Here is a 19,056-nt window from a genome sequence, read left to right on the forward strand (position 1 = left end):
ACGTCACCCCGTCAACGCCGTCGTGGAGAACCTCGCTGTGATCGTGATCGGTATCGACCCGCACAAGTCATCGCTGACCGCCGTCGCCGTCGACGACACAGGGCATGAACTCGCCGCCCGACGCTTCGTCGTCAATGCCGGCACCTTCACCCAGCTGACCAGTTGGGCCCAGCGCTGGCCGCAGCACCGCTTTGCCGTCGAAGGCGCCAAGGGACTCGGCCGCGGCATCGCCCAACAGCTCGCCGCCGGTGGCGCTGACGTCGTCGACGTCCCCGCCACCCTCGCCGCCCGAGCACGGCTGCTGACCACCGGCGGCGGCCGCAAAACCGACGCCACCGACGCTGCCAGCGTCGCCCGAGTCGCCCTGCACCATCACCGGCTCAATCCCGTGCAACCCGAAGATCAGAGCACCATCCTGCGGCTGCTGACCGAGCACCGCGACGACCTCACCCACGAACGCACCCGCATCCTCAACCGCCTGCACGGACTCCTGCGAGAGCTGGTCCCCGGCGGCGCACCCACCGGCCTGTCCGCCGATAAAGCCGCCACGGCCCTACGAGGCGTGCGACCGGCCACCGCCACCGACGCCTGCCGGCGAGACATCGCCCGACACCTCCTGGCCACGCTCCGACGAATCGACGCCCAGCTCAAGACAAACGAGACCCAGCTGAGCCAGGCAGTAACCGCAGCCGGAAGCAGCCTGACCGAACTACCGGGCGTCGGCGTAATCATGGCGGCGAAGATCCTTGGCCACGTCGGCAACGTGGCCCGGTTTCCCAACGCCGACCACTTCGCCAGCTACACCGGCGCCGCGCCTATCGACGCCTCCAGCGGACCCCGCAAACGACACCGCCTCAACACCGGCGGCAACCGCCAACTCAACTCAGCCCTGCACATCATCGCCGTCGTCCAAGCCCACCACTCAGACCTCGGACGCGCCTACTACCAGCGCAAACTCGACGAAGGCAAGACACCAGCCGAAGCCCGACGCGCCCTGAAACGCCGCCTCGCCAACATCATTTACCGACAGATCCTCAAAGATCAAAAACAAGCACTCCCAGCGCCCGCTATCAGGTCACGAACGCCCAGCAGGTGAGTGCAGGAACGGGTCACCCGGGCAAGTCGACGAATCCCTAGGACACCACGGTCAGTCAGAGGGTGAGTCAGACCGGCCGGGTGACCCGCTCCCACATCATCACTGTCAGGGGGCCTGGTCGGGGGAGCGGGTGAGGACGAACGTGGCGATGTCGAGTGCGACCGCCTCGCCGGAGTCGTCGCGGACGACGGTGAGGACCTCCCCGTCCTGCGGGCCGGACCGGCCCCGCCAGCGGTCCGGCCCCTGCGGGGTGAAGCGGAGCGGCGGGCCGCCCATCGGCCCACCCACCAGGTCACCGGCCGGATCGGCGCGGAACTCGTACTCGATGCCCATCCACCACCAGCGGCCGGTCAGCTCGGCCTCGTCGGCGGCGGGGGGAGCGGCCGGGCGCCACGGGGCGGGCGCGGGCGGCTCGGCGTCCAGCACTCGGGTGAGCACGTCGCGGGCCATCCCCACGACGTGGTGCCCGCGCAGCCCGTACGCGTTGGCGAAGTCCACCACCGCGGTCCGGGTGGGGCGGTGCACCACCAGGCCGGCGACGAAGCCGGGCATCGACCCGCCGTGGCCCACGTACACCCGGTCGCCGACCCGGTAGAGCTCCACACCGAGGCCGTGGCCGCCGGTCCACGAGTCCAGGTCGCTGATCGCCACCGGGACGCACATCTCGGTCAGCGTGGCCGGGTCGAGCAGTGCCGGGTCCGGGTCGGCGAGGAACGCCGCCCAGCGGGCCAGGTCCTGGACCGTCGACCAGAGCTGCCCGGCCGGCGCCATCGCCCCGGTGTCGGTCAGCGGCTCCTCGCGCAGCGTCTGGTGCCAAGGGTGCACGACGAAGCCGCGGGCGTACGGCTCGGTCGGCAGCACGGTGGTGCGGCGCATGCCGAGCGGGGTCAGCAGCCGCTCGGTCAGCAACGCGCTCCACGGGGTGCCGGTGATCCGTTCCAGCGCGCCGCCGAGCAGCCCGTACGCGAGGTTGGAGTAGTGGTAGACCCGGTGCGGCGGGTAGGCGATCTTGTTCGGGGTCAGCCCGGCGAGCAGCGTGTCGAGGTCGGTGCCGTCGGCGCGTTCCCACCATCCGCCGTCCGGCTCGCGTTGCAGCCCGCTGGCGTGCCCGAGCAACTGGCGCACGGTGAGCGCGCCGACCGGGGTGCCGGGCAGGTGCTTGTCGAGCGGGTCGTCGAGGGTCAGTCGCCCGGCGTCGCGCTGCTGCATCACCAGCACGGCGGTCATGGTCTTGGTGATCGAGCCGATCCGGTACTGCGTGTCGACGTGAGGGCGGGGCTGTTCGCCGGCGACGGACACGTGTGCCAACTCGCCGTCGCGGACCACGCCGAGGGCGACCGACGGCCCGCGTCCGTCCGCCTGGGCGTGGGCGACCAGCAGGTCCACCTGGCGTGCGGTCTCGGGCAGCAGAGCCATCTCGTCCTCCTCGTCGCCGTCGGCCCGGCCAGCCTAGCGATCATGACAGTTCGATGACACGTGCTCCGACGTGTCACGATTGGCCACGTGGACGCCGTGTTCTGGATCGTTCTGGGTGTGGTATTGGCGGTCGCCGAGATCTTCACGACGACGCTCTTCCTGATCATGTTCGGGGTCGGGGCGTTCGCCGCGGCCGGCGCCGCGGCGCTCGGCGCGCCGGTGGCGCTCCAGGCGGTGATCTTCGCGGTGGTCTCGGCGCTGTCCCTGGCGCTGGCCCGGCCGGCGCTCCGCCGCAACGCCCGGTCGGCGCTGGAGAACGGCGAGCAGCCGTTCGGCGTCGAGGCCATCGAGGGGGCCAGCGCGGTGGTGCTGGAGCCGGTGGACGCCGACCGCGGCATGGTCAAGATCGACGGCGAGTTGTGGACGGCCCGTTCGTTCGACGCGACGCGGGCGTACGCCGTCGGCGCACGGGTGCAGGTGATAAAGGTCCGGGGCGCGACCGCCCTGGTCTGGCAGGACGACATTTCCGCCCCGGGCGAGCTGCCCGAAGCGAGAGGGTGAAGATATGGAGTTTGCAGCGGTCCTGTTGATCGCCGTGGCGGTGATCGTCGTGGTGACCCTGGCCAAGGCGGTGCGGATCGTGCCGCAGCAGCGCCAGGACGTGGTGGAGCGGCTCGGCAAGTACAAGCGCACCCTGAGCCCGGGCCTCAACCTGCTGGTGCCGTTCGTCGACGCGGTGCGCACCAAGGTCGACATGCGTGAGCAGGTGGTCAGCTTCCCGCCGCAGCCGGTGATCACCTCGGACAACCTGGTCGTCTCGATCGACACCGTCCTCTACTTCAAGGTGGTCGACTCGGTCCGGGCCACCTACGAGATCTCCAACTTCCTCCAGGCGATCGAGCAGCTCACCGTCACCACGCTGCGTAACGTGATCGGCTCGCTGGACCTGGAGCGCGCGCTGACCAGCCGCGAGGAGATCAACCGGCACCTGTCCGGCGTGCTGGACGAGACCACCGGCCGCTGGGGCATCAAGGTGACCCGGGTCGAGATCAAGGCGATCGAGCCGCCGCCGAGCATCCGCGACTCGATGGAGAAGCAGATGCGCGCCGAGCGGGACCGCCGCGCCGCCATCCTCAACGCCGAGGGGCACAAGCAGTCCCAGATCCTCACCGCCGAGGGTGAGAAGCAGGCCGCGGTGCTGCGCGCCGACGGTGACCGGCAGGCCCGGATCCTCCAGGCGGAGGGTCAGGCCAAGGCGATCCGTACCGTCTTCGACGCGATCCACACCGCCAACCCGAGCCAGAAGGTGCTCGCCTACCAGTACCTCCAGGCGCTGCCGCAGATCGCCAACGGCACCGCCAACAAGGTCTGGATCGTGCCGACCGAGCTGACCCGGGCCCTGGAGGGCATGGGCGGCGCGTTGGGCGGGCTGGCGAACATGGTCGGCGACCAGCCGTCGCCGGAGGCCGCCCGGACCGCCAGCGAGGTCGAGCGGGAGGCCGCCGAGGCGGCCCAGGCCGCGGCCGTCGCCGCCCAGGAGATCCACGACGAGGTACGCGTGGCGGAGGCGCAGGCCACCGGCGGCAACACGGCGAAGGGCCTGCCGGCCCCGGAGCCGGTGGCCCCGGAATCCCTGCTCAACGATCCGGTGGACCAGCGCGAACGGGGCTGACCCGGCAAATCCGAGAATCGCTCATCCGGCGCCCCGGCGCCTGCCACCATCGGTCTCAGGACGGGTGGTGACCAGGGCCGGGGCGTCGTTGCGCGTACCGGGCCACCCGTGGCGCGAGCGAGGTGGCGCATGACGGAACCGGCGAACCGGCTCTTCTCCCGTACCCCGGTCCCCGGCGCGCACGACCCCGGCGGACCGCTCGGCTCCCGGCGCACCGGTGGGGGGTTCCGGGTCCTGCCGTTCGTCTCCGAACCGGGGCCGGGGGCCCCGGCCACGGACGCGAGCTGGGCCTGGTCCGTCCGGCGGTTCGCCCGCGCGGCGGTCTGGCTGCTCCCGGCGTACGCGGTCCTCTACGGCGTGGTGGCGATGGCCAGTGACGGCGGGGTGGGCAACGACCCCTACCCGGCCGACGGCCAGCCGCTCTATCTGGTGGGCTGGGTGCTGTCGGTCTGGCTGGGGTTGCTGGCCCTGCTCGCGCTCACCGGCCTGCTCGCGGCCACCCGCTGCCGCCGCGTCGCGCTGGCCGGGCTGCTGGCCAGCATCGGCGGCATGGTGCTGATGCTGCCGTTCGCCGGACTGGCCGAGCAGACGCCGGTGTTCGGCCTGACCGCGCGCGGCATCGTGCTGTTCGGGGCCACCTGCTACAGCGCGGGCTGGTTGCTCACCGGCTGGTCGGTGGCCCGCTCCGGGATGTTCTCCTACGGCGACGGCACCATGCTGATGATCGCCGCGCCCCTGCTCGGCCTGGGCGGCGCGCTGATCGGCTCGTTGCAGACGTTCGGCGCGATCTTCGTGCTGGTCGCCGGCATCGGCATCGGCTACCGCAGCGGCCGGCTGGTCCCGGAGACCATCGCCCGCGACGCCGCCAGCGCCAGCGTCGCCACGCCCGCCGGGCCGGGTGGAGGCGGTGCGGTCCCCGGGGCCGGCGGCGGCCCGCTCGCCGCCGGCTGACCGGGCGCTGCCTAGCGCCAGCTCCACCGCTGGTTGTCGGCGGAGCCGCAGCTCCAGAGCACGATCTTCGTGCCGTTGGCGGTGGCCGCCCCCGACGCGTCGACGCACAGGCCGGACTGCACGCCCCGGATCGTCCCGTCGCTGTTGACGGTCCACTGCTGGTTCGCCTGACCGTTGCAGTCCCAGATGACCACCCTCGTGCCGTTCGCGGTGCCGGCGCCGTACGCGTCCAGGCACTTGTTGCCGTAGACCATGAGCTGCCGGCCGGTGGTGTACGTCCAGGTCTGGTTGTTCGCGCCGGTGCAGTCCCACAGTTGGGCCTGGGTGCCGTTGGCGGTGGCGAAGTTGTTGATGTCCAGGCAGCGGCCGGACTGCCGGCCGACAAGCGTTCCGGTGCGGTTGCCGCCGCCGGGGTTCTCGGTGCCGGTGACGACGAGCAGGACGGCCTTGCGGGCGGGCACGCTCGCGGTGTAGCTGGTCGTACGGGTCCCCAGGTCGGTGGCGCTCCACACGTTGCGCACGGTCGCGCTGGCACCGAGCCCGAGGTCGGCGAAGCGGGTCGTGACGTTGGCGGTGGCGCCGGTGCGGTTGAGCAGCAGGACCGCCCGCCGGCCGGTGGCGGCGAGCACCTTGCTGTAGACCTGGAGGCCGGCGGCGTCCTCGGCGACCTTGACGCCCTGCCGGCTCAGCGGGTCCTGGTCGATGGCGACGACCTCCGGGTTGCCCAGGATGGCCCGGGTCTCCGCGGACATGGTGGTGAGGTTGTTGCCGGCGAGCAGCGGGGCGCCGGAGATCGCCCACAGGCTCAGGTGGGTGCGGTTCTGGGCCGCGCTGAACCCGGGCATCCCGGCGACCAGCATGTCCGGGTCGTTGTAGTGGCCGACGCTCTGGGCGGCGGGATGCTGCGCGGAGTCGAAGTTGGCCAGCACGCGGTCCATCGACGGCTGCTGGCCGTAGTAGATGATGTCCCCGCTGGTGCGCCACATGGTGGACATGCCGGGGGCCCAGTCCCACGGGTTCTGCACGCCCCAGTTGCAGACCGACAGCACCATCGGCCGGCCGGTCTGCGCGGTGGCCCGGCTGATCGAGTCGCTGATGGCCTGGTACGCGGTCCGGGGGCTGAGCCCTTCGGCGGCGCCGCCGCACCAGTCGACCTTGACGAAGTCGAAGCCCCACCGGGAGAACGCCAGGAAGTCCTGGTCGTAGTGTCCCTCGCTGCCCGATCCGGGGGCGGCGGGCCGGCCGGTGGGGTAGTAGTACCCGCAGCCGTCCCGGCCGGCGTCGGTGTAGATGCCTGCTTTCAGCCCCTTGCTGTGGATGTAGTCCGCGATGGCCGTCATGCCGCCGGGCCACTCGGCGGTGTCCACGGTGATGTTCCCGGCCGCGTCCCGGGTGCCCTGCCACCAGCCCTCGTCGATGTTCACGTACTGGTAGCCGGCGGCGGCCAGGCCGCTGGACACGAGGCTGTCGACCTGCGCCTTGATCACGTTGTAATTGATCTTCGCGGCGAACGTGTTCCACGACGCCCACCCCATGGGTGGCCGGCTGACCACCGGGTCCGCCGCGGCTGCCGCCGCCGGGGTCTCGTCGGTCGTCGCCCGGGTCGCGCCCGCCGAGGCGCTGGCCGGCGTGGTCCCGCCGGCCAGCGTCGAGGCCAGCGCCAGGGCCACGGCTACCACCGCCCGTACGGTCGGCCCGCTGACTGCTCTCATCTGATGTCGCCTTCCGTTTCGGGGATGTTGCCGTCCGGTGCGCACCCCGTCAGTGTTAGCGTTAACATCGCTGTCTGTCAATTGCTGTCCGCGTTGTCCGGTCCGGGACCGGACAACGGCCCCCAGAGGCCACCCGACGCCGCGAAGGCGCTGGCAGTCGCCGGTGAATTAGCTGACAACCCGTTACCGGAGGTGGTCGGATCGCAACTTTCGTGGCAATCCTTGGCTCCATGCCGTCTCCCCGGTCGCCGCTGTCGCGGCTGTTCACCGTGCTGCTCGCGGGCCTGCTCGCCGGGCTCGTCCTGGCGCTCGCCGCGCTCCCGACCGGCCTGCTCGGCGGGTTCGTCGCCAAGGCGAGCCTCGGCGCGTACGCGGAGCTGCCCGACGCGCTGCGCACCCCCGCGCAGCCGCAGCGCTCCTACCTCTACGCCAACGACGGCAAGACGCTGATCACCACGTTCTACGACGTGAACCGCACCGACGTGCCGCTGGCCGAGATCGCGCCGGTGATGCGCCAGGCGATCATCTCGGCCGAGGACCGGCGGTTCTACTCGCACGGTGGCGCCGACCTGCGCGGCATCGCCCGCGCGCTGGTCGCCAACGTGAAGGGCGGCGGCACCGAGCAGGGCGGCTCCACGCTGACCATGCAGTACGTCCGCAACGTGCTCAAGACCGACCCCACCCGCACCGCCGAGGAGCGGCAGGCCGCCACCGAGCAGACCGTCGGGCGCAAGCTCCAGGAGATCCGGTACGCGAACGCGCTGGAGCAGTCGCTGTCCAAGGACGAGATCCTCAACCGGTACCTCAACATCGCGTACTTCGGCTCCGGCGCGTACGGCGTCGCCGCCGCGAGCCAGCGCTACTTCGGCAAGGCGCCGGCGGACCTGACGCTCGGCGAGGCGGCGCTGCTCGCCGGCCTGGTCCAGTCGCCCGACGAGTACAGCCCGATCGACGGCGACAAGGACGCGGCGCTGGCCCGCCGGGCGTACGTGCTCGACTCGATGGCCGAGACCGGCGCGGTCACCGCCGCGCAGGCGGCGGCGGCCAAGGCCGAGCCGCTGAGGCTGCGCCCGACCGCCCAGCCCAACGGCTGCACGGCGACCGCGCAGGGTCACGACGACTGGGGCTTCTTCTGCGACTACCTGCGCCAGTGGTGGCTCACCCAGCCGGCGTTCGGTGACACCGCCGACGAGCGCGAGCAGGCGCTGCGCCGCGGCGGCTACCGGGTCGTCACCACGCTCGACCCGAAGATCCAGCAGACCGCGCAGGCGCAGGCCACCAAGGTCTACGGGTACGACGACAAGCGCGCGCTGCCGATCGCGGCGGTCGAGCCCGGCACCGGTCGGGTGCTCGCCATGGCGGTCAACCGGCACTACAGCCTCGCCGACAACCCGGACGGGCAGGCCAACCACCCGAACACGGTCAACCCGTTGATCTCCGGCGGCGCGAGCGTGGACGGTTACCAGGCCGGGTCGACGTTCAAGCTGTTCACCATGCTGGCCGCGCTGGAGGCCGGCAAGCCGCTCGCCACCGGCTTCGACGCGCCGGCCAAGCTGCCCACCCGGTACGCCTCCGACGCCGAGGGCAACTGCGACGGCATGTGGTGCCCGAGCAACGCCAACCCGGAGTGGATGGACGGCTACCGGATGATGTGGGACGGCTTCGGCCGCTCCGTCAACACGTACTTCGTCTGGCTGGCCGAGCAGGTCGGCGAGGACAAGGTGGTGGAGATGGCGCAGCGTCTGGGCATCACGTTCCGGGCCGACTCCGACGCCGCGTTCGCCCGGAACAACGCCGCCAACTGGGGCGCGTTCACGCTCGGCGTGGCCGCCACCACCCCGCTCGACCTGGCCAACGCGTACGCGACGGTGGCCGCCGAGGGCACGTACTGCACGCCGCTGCCGGTGGTCTCGGTCACCGCGCCCGACGGCGACGCGGTCGACGTGGGGCAGCCGAACTGCAAGCAGGTGCTCGAACCCGACGTGGCGCGGGCGGCCACCGACGCGGCCCGCTGCCCGGTGGGCCAGCAGTCGGCGTACGGGCAGTGCAACGGCGGCACCGCCACCGGCGTCGACGGGATCGTCGACCGGCCGGTGGCCGGCAAGACGGGCAGCTCGGAGCGGAACGCCACCGAGACGTTCGTCGGGTTCACCCCGCAGGTGGCCGTGGCCGGCATCGCGGCCAACCCGGACGACGCGACCGACCTGGTCGGCTCCGCGGTGCAGGCGAAGGTGATCGACGCGGTGGCCCGGACCATCAAGGCGGCGGTCGCCGGCAAGCCGGTGAAGGACTTCACCGCCCCGAGCCGCGAGCTGGCCGGCAACCCGCAGCGCCCCCAGCCGCGCCCGCAGCCCCAGCAGCCCACCCAACCCCGCCCCGACACCCGCAACCTCCCCTCCGACGTCCTCCGCTGGCTCCAGGGCCGGGGGTAAGGCCGGGCCCCCGCTTAACGCCTCCGGTAGAGAAGGGGCCCCTTCTCACCTGAACCGGGGCGGTGGGTCGGATCCGGTGCGGCGGCTCCGACCCACCGGTGAGCGCGTCCGAGACCGGGCGCACCGGTGAGTGGAGGAGCGCGGCATGGGCAAGGTCATCTACTGGGTGCACCAGTCGGTCGACGGCTTCGTCGAGGGACCGAACGGCGAGTTCGACTGGCCGGCGATGGGGGACGAGCTGTCCGCGTACTCCCTGGAGCTGGCCGGGCGGGCCGGCGCGTTCGGGTACGGACGGCGGGTGTGGGAGCTGATGGCCGGCTACTGGCCGCAGGTGGAGTCGATCTCCGACCACCCGCACGACCTGGCGTTCGCGCCGATCTGGCGGCGTACCCCGAAGGTGGTCGTGTCCCGCACGCTCGCCGCGGCCGACCACGGCGCCCGGGTGATCGGCGGCGGCGACCTGGCGGCGGAGCTGGCCGAGGTGCGGGCCGGGCTCGACGGCGACCTGCTGGTCACCGGCGGCACCGGCGCGGCGGCGGCGCTGGCCGCGCTCGGGCTGGTCGACGAGTACCAGGTTATCGTGCACCCGGTGCTGCTCGGTGGCGGGAAGCGGTTGCTGCCCGGCCTCGACCGGCAGGCCCTGCGGCTGGTCGCCACGCGCGGCTTCGACGGCCGGTCGGTGCTGCTGCGCTACGAACGGGCGTGACCGGCCGGCGGCGAGCATCCCGACCGGGCGGCGGGAACGGTCAGCGACCGCGCCGGCGGGGCCGGTAGGTGGCCACGGTGGCGGGCAGGCCACGCCGGAGGATGCCCGCCCGGTCGCTGTCGCCGCGCAGCAGCGCAGCGGCCGTCTTGCCGGCCTGCTCGGCGGTGAAGTGCGGCGGCAGCATCAGCTCCGCTGGGTCCACCACCGCGTTGACCACCACCGGCCGGTCCGCGCCGAGCACCCGTGGCCACAGGTCGGGCACCTGCTCGGGCGCGTCGACCAGCTCGCCGCCGAGCCCCAGCACCTCCGCCCAGCGGTGGTACGCCACGTCCGGCAGGTCCTGGCTGTCCGGGAACCGCGGCGTGCCCTCGCCGGAGCGCTGCTCCCAACTCACGAACGACAGGTCCCGGTTGTTGAGCACCAGCACCACGAACCGCGGGTCCGCCCACGCCCGCCAGTACTTCGCCACCGTGATCAGCTCGTTGACGCCGTTCATCTGCATCGCCCCGTCACCGAGCAGCGCGATGACCGGACGGTCCGGGTGGGCGAACTTCGCCGCCAGCGCGTACGGCAGGCCGCCGCCCATGGACAGCAGCGTGCCGGAGAGGCTGGCCAGCATGCCGGGCCGGACCCGCAGGTGCCGGGCGTACCAGGCGGTGGCCGTGCCGCAGTCCACGGCGAGCATGGCGTCGTCGGGCAGCGCGTCGTCGAGCGTGGCGAACAGCGACTGCGGGTTGACCGGGTCGGCCGGCTGGCCGGCCAGCTCCCGCTGGGCGGCCCGCCACTTGCCGGTGGCGTCGGCGATGGTGGCCCGCCAGGCGGTCGGCGCCGGGCCGGGGCCCAGCTCGTCCAGGAGGGCCCGCAGCGTCGGGCCGGCGTCGCCGGTCAGGTTCACCTCGGTCGGATAGCGCAGCCCCAACCGGCTGCCGTCCCGATCGATCTGCACCGCCCGGGCCTGCCCCTCCGGCGGGTAGAACTCCGAGTACGGCATCTGGCTGCCGACGATCAGCAGCCGGTCGCACTCCTGCATGAGCTGCCAGCTCGGGCGCGTGCCGAGCAGGCCGATCGCGCCGGTCACCCAGGGCTGCCGGTGGTCCACGGCGGCGAAGCCGAGCAGCGCGGTGGCCACCCCGGCGCCGAGCCGGTCGGCGATCCGGCGTACCTCGTTCTCCGCGCCGAGCGCGCCCTGCCCGACCAGCATGGCCACCCGCTCGCCGCCGCGCAGCACCTCGGCCGCGCGGCGTACGTCGGCCTCCGGCGGCACGGTCGGCGGGCTGCTCGGCACCGCGCTGGTGTGGTAATAGCCGTGCGCGTGCGGCGGCTGCGGCACCGCCGGTTCGTCCTGCACGTCGGAGGGAAGGACCAGGGCGGTCACGGTACGCCGCGCGAGCGCCGTGCGGCAGGCCCGGTCCACCAGGTGCCGGACCTGGGACGGGTCGTCGAGCTGGGCCAGGAAGCCGCCGGCCACGTCCTTGTAGAGCGAGAGCAGGTCCACCTCCTGGTAGTAGCCGCCGCCCTCGGCGGGCAGCGCGGTGTGCCCGAGCAGCGCCACCACCGGCTGGTGGTCGAGCTTGGCGTCGTAGAGGCCGTTGAGCGCGTGGATCGCCCCCGGACCGCTTGTCACCACCACGCAGCCCAGCGGCCCGCCGCCGTACTTGACGTGCGCGCCGGCGGCGAAGCCGGCGGTCTCCTCGTGGCGTACCTGGATGAACCGGGCGCGCCCCTCGGCGCGTTGCAGCGCCGACGTCAGGCCGTTGATGCCGTCCCCGGGATAGCCGTAGTAGCGGTGCACGCCCCACTCGGCGAGCCGGGCCACGATGTGATCGGCCACGGTGGCGCCGCGGGGCAGCCGGCCGTCGTCGGGGTGGTCCGCGCCCATCGTGGTGGTCCCTCCGTCGGTGTCCGCTTCCCCGGCTCCGTTCCCCGCCTCGGGCGGCGGAAACCCGGCCCGCGCCGGGGGACGGGTCGGGGCACCGGGCAGAATCGTCGGGTGCCCGTCCACGAGATCACCGACCCCGACGACGACCGGATCGCCGACTACCGCGCGTTGACCGACGTGGAGCTGCGGACCCGCTGGGAGCCCCCGCACGGGTTGTTCATCGCCGAGGGGGAACTGGTGCTGCGGCGGGCGCTGCGGGCCGGTTACCCGGCCCGGTCGTACCTGGTCGACGCGAAGCGGGCGGACCAGCTCGCCGACCTCGACACCGGCGACGCGCCGGTGTACGCGGCCACGCCGGCGGTGCTCCAGCGGGCCACCGGCTTCCACGTGCACCGGGGCGTGCTGGCCTCGTTCCACCGCAAGCCGCTGCCGTCGACGGACGAGGTGCTGGCCGCCGCCCGCCGGGTGGTGGTGCTGGAGGACGTCAACAACCACACCAACCTGGGCGCGATCTTCCGGGCCGTGGCGGCGCTCGGAGTGGACGCCGTGCTGCTGTCGCCGACCTGCGCCGACCCGCTCTACCGACGCAGCGTCCGGGTCAGCATGGGCGAGGTGTTCGCGGTGCCGTACGCGAAGCTGGAGCCCTGGCCGGGCGGGCTGGACCGGGTGCGCGCGGCCGGCTTCACGGTGCTGGCCCTGACGCCGGCGCCGGACGCGGTGCCGATCCAGCGGCTGACCGCCGACCAGCGGGCCCGCGCGGCGTTGCTGCTGGGCGCGGAGGGCGCCGGGCTGACGGCGGCGGCGATGGCCGCCAGCGACGTACGCGTGGTCATCCCGATGCGTCGGGGCGTGGATTCGCTCAACGTCGCCGCCGCGACCGCGGTGGCCTGCTGGGAACTCGGCCGCGACGACCCACTGTGACCGTCGCTTGCATGACCATGCGGCTTGGTGCATAATCTTCCTGTGTCCAAGGTCCTCACCTCCCTGCCCACCGGCGAACGTGTCGGCATCGCCTTCTCCGGCGGCCTCGACACCTCGGTCGCGGTCGCGTGGATGCGCGACAAGGGCGCCGTGCCCTGCGCCTACACGGCCGACATCGGCCAGTACGACGAGCCCGACATCGCCTCGGTGCCCGGCCGCGCGCTCAGCTACGGCGCCGAGATCGCCCGGCTGGTCGACTGCCGAGCCGCCCTGGTCGAGGAAGGTCTCGCGGCGCTGACCTGCGGGGCGTTCCACATCCGCTCGGGCGGGCGGGCCTACTTCAACACCACCCCGCTCGGCCGGGCCGTCACCGGCACGCTGCTGGTGCGGGCGATGGTCGCCGACGACGTCCAGATCTGGGGCGACGGCTCGACGTTCAAGGGCAACGACATCGAGCGGTTCTACCGGTACGGCCTGCTGGCCAACCCGCAGCTGCGCATCTACAAGCCGTGGCTCGACACCGCCTTCGTCACCGAACTCGGTGGGCGCAAGGAGATGTCGGAGTGGCTGCTCGACCGCGACCTGCCCTACCGGGACAGCACCGAGAAGGCGTACTCCACCGACGCCAACATCTGGGGCGCCACCCACGAGGCGAAGACGCTTGAGCACCTGGACACCGGCATCGAGACGGTCAGCCCGATCATGGGCGTCCGGTTCTGGGACCCGACGGTGGAGATCCCCACCGAGGACGTCACGATCGGCTTCGACCAGGGCCGCCCGGTGACCATCAACGGCAAGGAGTTCGGCAGCCCGGTCGACCTGGTGCTGGAGGCGAACGCCATCGGCGGCCGGCACGGCCTGGGCATGTCCGACCAGATCGAGAACCGGATCATTGAGGCGAAGAGCCGGGGCATCTACGAGGCGCCCGGCATGGCGCTGCTGCACGCCGCGTACGAGCGGCTGGTCAACGCCATCCACAACGAGGACACCCTGGCCAACTACCACACCGAGGGCCGTCGCCTCGGCCGGCTGATGTACGAGGGACGCTGGCTCGACCCGCAGGCGCTGATGCTGCGCGAGTCGTTGCAGCGCTGGGTCGGCACGGCGGTCACCGGCGAGGTGACGTTGCGGCTGCGCCGGGGCGAGGACTACTCGATCCTGGACACCACCGGCCCGGCGTTCAGCTACCACCCGGACAAGCTGTCCATGGAACGCACCGAGGACTCGGCGTTCGGCCCGTCGGACCGGATCGGCCAGCTCACCATGCGCAACCTGGACATCGCCGACTCGCGGGCCAAGCTGGAGCAGTACGCCTCGCTCGGCATGGTCGGCGGCACCGCCCCGCAGCGGATGGTCGGCGCCGCGCAGGCGGCCTCGACCGGCCTGATCGGCGCGATGCCCGAGGGCGGCGCGGAGGCCATCGCCTCCCGGGGCGTCCCCTCCGCGGAGGACGAGTGGCTCGACCGCGCCGCGATGGAGTTCGGCGTCGACTGAACGGGGACCGCACGGACGGGGCTTCGGTTCCGGTGGTGACGCAGGGTAGCGTGTCGCCCGTGTTCCCTACCGTGCGTGAGGTGCTCGGCCTGGTGCCGGTGCGCCACGGCGCGCCGCGCCTGGTCGCCGGCGACGCCGGGCTGGACCGCCCGGTGCGGTGGGTGCATGTCACCGAGGTGCCGGACATCGCCACCCTGCTCGGTGGTGGCGAGCTGGTGCTGACCACCGGCATCGGGCTGCCCGCCGACGACGCCGGGCTGCGCGCTTTCGTCGGCGACCTGGCCGACGTCGGGGTCTCCGGGCTGGTCGTGGAGCTGGGCCGCCGCTACGTCGGCGGCGTGCCCCGGGTGATGGCCGCCGCCGCCGAACGGCGCGGACTGCCACTGGTCGAGCTGCGCCGGGCCACCCCGTTCGTGCGGATCACCGAGGCGGTGCACGCGCTGATCGTCGACGCCCAGCTCACCGAACTGCGGGCCACCGAGGAGATCCACCAGCGGTTCACCGAGCTGTCCGTGGAGGGTGCCGAGCCGGCCGAGGTGCTGCGGCAGGCCGCCGAGCTGGCCGGCTGCCCGGTGGTGCTGGAGAACCTGTCCCGGCAGGTGCTCGCGTACGACCCGGCGGGGGAGAACGCGGAACTGCTGCTGGACGGCTGGGAGCAGCACTCCCGCCGGATCCGGCCGGCCGGGCGGACCGCGTACGACCCGGACAGCGGCTGGCTGGTCACCACCGTCGGCGCGCGGGGGCAGGACTGGGGTCGGCTGCTGCTGCGCTGGCCGGCGGCCGAGGCCGCGCCGCCCACCCGGCTCACCATCCTGATCGAGCGGGCCGCCTCCACGCTCGCCCTGGGCCGGCTGATCCGCCGCGACGCCGAGGGCCTGGAACGACAGATCCACCGGACGCTGCTGACCGCGCTCATCGACCACTCCCGCCCGGTGGACGAGGTGGCGCTGCGGGCCAAGGCGCTCGGCGTCACCCTGGACCGCCGGCACCTGGTCGGCGTGGTGGTCCGGCACCGCAGCGACGACCCGGCCGGGGACGTCGGGCCGGACGGCCACGACGATCCCGGTACGGCGCGCCGCCGTGATCCGGAGGCCGTCGGCCCGGAGGCCGGCCCGGCCCGGCTCCGCGATCTCGCCGAGGCGGTCGGCCAGGCCGTGCGCGAGGCCAACCTGACGGCGCTGACCAGCGCCGTCGACGACCACGCGGTCGGCGCGCTGCTGGCGCTGCCCGACCCGGCCGCCGAGGAGAGGGCGCTCGCCGCGTTCGCCGCCGCGTTGCGTCGGGTACGCCTCGACGCCGCCCCGCCCCGCCCGCCGACACCCCGCCCGGCCCGCCCGACGGACGGGGCCGGCCGGGCTGCGGCCACCGGGGGCGTGCGCCCGGTCGACGGGGCGGGTCGGGGTGCGGCTCCCGGCCCGACGCGCCCGGTCGACGGGACCGGCCGGGGCGGTGCCCCGGGGGTCGTGCGGCCGGTCGACGTGTCGGCCCGTCCGGCGGTCGTCGTGGCGGCCGGCTCGGGGGTGAGCAGCCTGCGCGAGGCACGCCGGTCGCTGGTCGAGGCGCGGCAGATCGCCGAGGCGGCCCGGCGGGACCCGCGTGACCTGCCCTGTTTCCGGCTGCCCCACGTCGGGCTGGCCGGCCTGCTGCACCTGCTGCGGGACGAACCCCGGTTGCAGACGTTCGTGGAACGGGAACTCGGCCCGTTGCTGACGTACGACGCGCAGCATCCCCGGGAGCAGTTGCTCGGCACGTTGCGGGCGTACCTGGAGCAGGGCCGCAACAAGTCGGCGGGCGCGGTGGCCGCGCACCTGTCCCGACCGGCGTTCTACGAGCGGCTGGCTCGGATCGGCCGCATCCTCGACGCCGACCTCGACTCGGTCGACCAGTGCCTCTCCCTGCACGTCGCCCTGCTGGCCCTGGACGCCGTCCGCACCCCCTAGCCCGAGTTGATCAAGGAGTTTGCGTCAGGAATTCGCGCCGCGATGACGCAAACTCCTTGATCAACGGCAATTGAGGGGTCAGGTGAGGGACTGGAGAGCCTTGGCGTAGGGGGTGGGGACGAAGGTCTCGGCGGTGGGGGTGAAGACGTCGGAGGTGGTGGCGGCCTGCCAGGCGGTGTCCGGCAGCGCCGCGACCAGGGCGCGCACCACCGGGGCGTCCCGCCACTGGTCCTGCTGCGCGAGCAGGCTCAGCGCCACCACCGACTCCTCCACCTCGCCGACGCACTCGAACGGCTTGTGCCCGTCCACGCCGAGCAGCTCCCGGTAGCCGGGGACCTGGGACTCGTCGGCCAGCAGGTCACCGCCGAAGATGCCGGTGAGCCGCTCGCGGGGCATGAACGGGGCCATGGCCAGGAACACGAAGCGGCACTTCGGGCAGTTCCGGCACCAGCGCTCGCTCGCGTCGTGCAGCTTGAACGCGGCGTTGCAGCTCGTCACCACCGCGTCGTACCGGTCGATCTCGGCGAACAGCCGGGCGATGTGCAGCTCGGACAGGGAACGCAGGAGCGAGAAGTACGGCTCGGTGAGCCCGGCGTGCTCGGCCAGCGCGGCCCGCAGCAGCCCCTCCGCCTCGACGCCCTTGGACCACTGGTGGTTGATCTCGTGGCCCTGCCAGACCAGGTTCGGGTCGGACGCGGAGCGCTCGTTCGACATCACCACCGGCCCGAGGTCGTGCAGCACGGCGGTGGCGACCGCGATCAGCGAGTTGATCGCGGTGACCGGGATGTGCCCGTTGCGGGCCCCGGCCCGGTTCAGCTCGAACAGCACCGGGTCGAGTCGCCGCCGGGCAGCGAGCGGCACCAGGTCGGACGCCTCGTTCACCGAGACGATCACGTGGTTCGGGTTGACCGAGAACGGCACCGGGTCGAGGCCGGCCCGGCGCAGCGCCTCCAGCGTGACGATGGAGTCCTTGCCGCCGCCCACCGCCGACAGCGGACGCCGGTCGGAGTTGTCCCACGGCGCCGCCGACTCGACGGAACCGGCCGGGACCTCCGGGCGCAGCGTCAACACGTGCGGCAGCGCGTTGCGGTACGCGTACTCGGCGAGACCCTTGGTGTAGACGGCGGTGACCAGCTCGACAGCGGCGGAGCCCAGCGGCGCCGGCAGCACCAGCCGGGGCGGCGCGGCGGCCTTGTAGTAGCTGACGCCGGCGACCACGTGCAGCAGCTCCAGGACCCGGGCCAGCCGCGCCGCGACGGCGTCGGAGACCGGCTCCGCCGGCAGCGGAAGCGTGATCACCTCGGTGAACCGCTGATCGCCGTCGGGGCCGGTCAGGGCGTAGTCGAACAGAACCTCACCGGTGGCGAAGTCGATCGAGTACGACGGGAAGGTGAAGGCGGCCATCCGTCCGAGCTGTCCGTTAAGCACAGGTCATACTAGTCCGGACCCACCGGGACGCGAGCAAGGAGATTCAACGTGCGCCTGTCTGACCTGCGCGGACGCTCTGTGGCGATCTGGGGTACGGGGCGTGAGGGCATGGCTGCCGCCCGAGCGGTCGCCGCGCACGGTCCGGCCGGTCTCGTCGCGGTGGACGACCGGGCGAACTTCCTGTCGCTGCCCTGGGAGGGGGCGCTGGCCGAGGCCGCCCCACTGGTCACCGGCGAGCAGGGGCGGCACGCGCTCACCGCCGCCGACGTGGTGGTCCGTTCGCCGGGCGTGCCGCAGACCCACCCGTGGATGATCGAGCTGCGGCAGCGCGGCATCCCGGTGACGCAGGGCACCGCGCTGTGGATGGCCGACCACGCCGACCGGACCGTCGGGGTGACCGGCAGCAAGGGCAAGAGCACCACCTCCAGCCTGGTCAGCCATCTGCTGGTCGCCGTCGGCCGGCCGAACGTGTTCGGCGGCAACATCGGCGTGCCCACGCTGGAGCTGCCCGACGCGGAGCTGTACGTGCTGGAACTCTCCAGCTACCAGTGCAGCGACCTGACCGACTCGCCACGGATCTCCGTGGTCACCGCGTTGTTCCCGGAGCACCTGGACGCGCACGGCGGGGAGCGGGAGTACTACCGGGACAAGCTGAACCTGCTGGCGCACGGACCGGACGCCGTGGTGGTCAACGGGGCGGACCCCCGGCTCGCCGAGGAACTCGGCGACCGGCCGGCGGTCCGCGCCGGCTCGCCGGACACCACCCACGTGGCGACCGGCCCGGACGGCACGCCCTGGTTCCACCTGCGGGACACACCGCTCTTCCCCCGCGCGGTGCTGCCGCTTGTCGGCCGGCACAACGAGGGCAACCTCTGCGTCGCGCTCGCCGTGCTCGACGTGCTCGGCGTGGACGTGGCGGCGTACAAGGACACGCTGGCCGTCGCGGTCGCGGAGTTCCAGGGGCTGGCCCACCGGCTCACCGAGATCCCCGACCCGTCCGGGCTCACCTTCGTCGACGACACGCTCGCCACCAGCCCGTACGCGGCCATGCACGCCATCGACGCGTACGACGGGCGGCCGTTGACGGTCATCCTGGGCGGCACCGACCGGGGGGTGGACTACGCGCCGCTCCGCGACCACCTGGCCGAGCGGGAGATCGCCGTGATCGGCATCCCGGACAGCGGCCCGCGGATCATCGAGGCGCTGGCCGGACTGTCGGGCGTGCGGTGCGAGATCGTCGACGACCTGTCCGACGCGGTGCGCCGGGCCCGCAAGATCACCCCGGCCGGCGGGGTCGTGCTGTTGTCGCCGGCCGCGCCCAGCTACGGCCGGTTCCGCAACTTCGAGCACCGGTCGGAGGCGTTCCGCGAGGCCATCGCGGAGACCATGGCCGGCTGAGCCGGCCGCGA

General features: G+C 72.9%; 14 protein-coding genes. 10 read left to right on the plus strand and 4 right to left on the minus strand.

All coding sequences use genetic code 11. From position 1 onward, the window contains the following. Window positions 1–22 precede the first annotated feature (22 nt). The gene (locus TPA0908_RS15915) at window positions 23–1,096 is read left to right on the plus strand and encodes an IS110 family RNA-guided transposase (protein ID WP_281938725.1); all 1,074 of its coding nucleotides are present in this window, start codon (window positions 23–25) and stop codon (window positions 1,094–1,096) included. 105 nt (window positions 1,097–1,201) lie between these two features. Here the strand turns inward: TPA0908_RS15915 and TPA0908_RS15920 are convergent, their stop codons facing one another. Further along, window positions 1,202–2,512, minus strand: a complete 1,311-nt coding sequence (locus tag TPA0908_RS15920) for a serine hydrolase domain-containing protein (RefSeq protein ID WP_281938726.1) — start codon at window positions 2,510–2,512, stop codon at window positions 1,202–1,204. 87 nt (window positions 2,513–2,599) lie between these two features. On the opposite strand from TPA0908_RS15920, the gene TPA0908_RS15925 reads away from it, so the two are divergent. From TPA0908_RS15925 to TPA0908_RS15935, 3 genes are all read left to right on the plus strand, one after another. Continuing rightward, a complete protein-coding gene (locus TPA0908_RS15925; protein ID WP_281938728.1) occupies window positions 2,600–3,073 on the plus strand; it encodes an NfeD family protein in 474 nt (157 codons plus the stop codon). A 4-nt stretch (window positions 3,074–3,077) separates the two neighbouring features. Further along, the gene (locus TPA0908_RS15930; RefSeq protein WP_281938730.1) at window positions 3,078–4,184 is read left to right on the plus strand and encodes an SPFH domain-containing protein; all 1,107 of its coding nucleotides are present in this window, start codon (window positions 3,078–3,080) and stop codon (window positions 4,182–4,184) included. 129 nt (window positions 4,185–4,313) lie between these two features. Beyond that, window positions 4,314–5,135, plus strand: coding sequence for a hypothetical protein (locus TPA0908_RS15935; RefSeq protein WP_281938732.1), 822 nt, complete (start codon window positions 4,314–4,316; stop codon window positions 5,133–5,135). Between the two features lie 11 nt (window positions 5,136–5,146). On the opposite strand, the gene TPA0908_RS15940 is transcribed toward TPA0908_RS15935, so the two are convergent. Then, the gene (locus TPA0908_RS15940; RefSeq protein ID WP_281938734.1) at window positions 5,147–6,847 is read right to left on the minus strand and encodes a glycoside hydrolase family 27 protein; all 1,701 of its coding nucleotides are present in this window, start codon (window positions 6,845–6,847) and stop codon (window positions 5,147–5,149) included. A gap of 230 nt (window positions 6,848–7,077) precedes the next feature. Here TPA0908_RS15940 and TPA0908_RS15945 point away from each other — a divergent pair, with 230 nt between their 5' ends. Both TPA0908_RS15945 and TPA0908_RS15950 read left to right on the plus strand, forming a co-directional pair. After that, the gene (locus TPA0908_RS15945; protein WP_281938735.1) at window positions 7,078–9,279 is read left to right on the plus strand and encodes a transglycosylase domain-containing protein; all 2,202 of its coding nucleotides are present in this window, start codon (window positions 7,078–7,080) and stop codon (window positions 9,277–9,279) included. A gap of 145 nt (window positions 9,280–9,424) precedes the next feature. Continuing rightward, window positions 9,425–9,985 (plus strand): dihydrofolate reductase family protein, encoded by a 561-nt coding sequence (locus tag TPA0908_RS15950; protein ID WP_281938737.1) that lies wholly within the window; start codon window positions 9,425–9,427, stop codon window positions 9,983–9,985. A 40-nt stretch (window positions 9,986–10,025) separates the two neighbouring features. Here the strand turns inward: TPA0908_RS15950 and TPA0908_RS15955 are convergent, their stop codons facing one another. Continuing rightward, a complete protein-coding gene (locus TPA0908_RS15955) occupies window positions 10,026–11,864 on the minus strand; it encodes a thiamine pyrophosphate-requiring protein (protein ID WP_281938738.1) in 1,839 nt (612 codons plus the stop codon). 111 nt (window positions 11,865–11,975) lie between these two features. Between TPA0908_RS15955 and TPA0908_RS15960 the strand changes: the two genes are divergently transcribed. Genes TPA0908_RS15960 through TPA0908_RS15970 form a run of 3 tightly spaced genes read left to right on the plus strand, consistent with a single transcriptional unit; the run spans window position 11,976 to window position 16,219 of the window. Then, window positions 11,976–12,785 (plus strand): TrmH family RNA methyltransferase, encoded by an 810-nt coding sequence (locus tag TPA0908_RS15960; RefSeq protein ID WP_281938740.1) that lies wholly within the window; start codon window positions 11,976–11,978, stop codon window positions 12,783–12,785. Window positions 12,786–12,827: 42 nt separating this feature from the next. Continuing rightward, entirely contained in the window at window positions 12,828–14,279 is a 1,452-nt protein-coding gene (gene argG, locus TPA0908_RS15965) for an argininosuccinate synthase (RefSeq protein ID WP_281938741.1), read from the plus strand. 59 nt (window positions 14,280–14,338) lie between these two features. Then, entirely contained in the window at window positions 14,339–16,219 is a 1,881-nt protein-coding gene (locus TPA0908_RS15970; RefSeq protein ID WP_458575193.1) for a PucR family transcriptional regulator, read from the plus strand. A gap of 78 nt (window positions 16,220–16,297) precedes the next feature. Here TPA0908_RS15970 and TPA0908_RS15975 read toward each other — a convergent pair whose 3' ends face one another. Next, complete coding sequence (locus TPA0908_RS15975) at window positions 16,298–17,647, minus strand: hypothetical protein (RefSeq protein WP_281938745.1); 1,350 nt, start codon at window positions 17,645–17,647, stop codon at window positions 16,298–16,300. A 48-nt stretch (window positions 17,648–17,695) separates the two neighbouring features. Here TPA0908_RS15975 and murD point away from each other — a divergent pair, with 48 nt between their 5' ends. After that, entirely contained in the window at window positions 17,696–19,045 is a 1,350-nt protein-coding gene (gene murD / locus TPA0908_RS15980) for a UDP-N-acetylmuramoyl-L-alanine--D-glutamate ligase (protein ID WP_281938746.1), read from the plus strand. The last annotated feature ends 11 nt before the right edge of the window (window positions 19,046–19,056 follow it).

It is taken from the genome of Micromonospora sp. AKA38, assembly GCF_027925725.1.
GTDB lineage: Bacteria > Actinomycetota > Actinomycetes > Mycobacteriales > Micromonosporaceae > Micromonospora.

What these genes read in the sequence shown, in the direction of transcription:
- TPA0908_RS15920 (WP_281938726.1), bottom strand. Translation starts at nt 2,512, where the DNA reads ATGGCTCTGCTGCCCGAGACCGCACGCCAGGTGGACCTGCTGGTCGCC.
- TPA0908_RS15930 (WP_281938730.1), top strand. Translation starts at nt 3,078, where the DNA reads ATGGAGTTTGCAGCGGTCCTGTTGATCGCCGTGGCGGTGATCGTCGTG.
- TPA0908_RS15935 (WP_281938732.1), top strand. Translation starts at nt 4,314, where the DNA reads ATGACGGAACCGGCGAACCGGCTCTTCTCCCGTACCCCGGTCCCCGGC.
- TPA0908_RS15940 (WP_281938734.1), bottom strand. Translation starts at nt 6,847, where the DNA reads ATGAGAGCAGTCAGCGGGCCGACCGTACGGGCGGTGGTAGCCGTGGCC.
- TPA0908_RS15945 (WP_281938735.1), top strand. Translation starts at nt 7,078, where the DNA reads ATGCCGTCTCCCCGGTCGCCGCTGTCGCGGCTGTTCACCGTGCTGCTC.
- TPA0908_RS15950 (WP_281938737.1), top strand. Translation starts at nt 9,425, where the DNA reads ATGGGCAAGGTCATCTACTGGGTGCACCAGTCGGTCGACGGCTTCGTC.
- TPA0908_RS15955 (WP_281938738.1), bottom strand. Translation starts at nt 11,864, where the DNA reads ATGGGCGCGGACCACCCCGACGACGGCCGGCTGCCCCGCGGCGCCACC.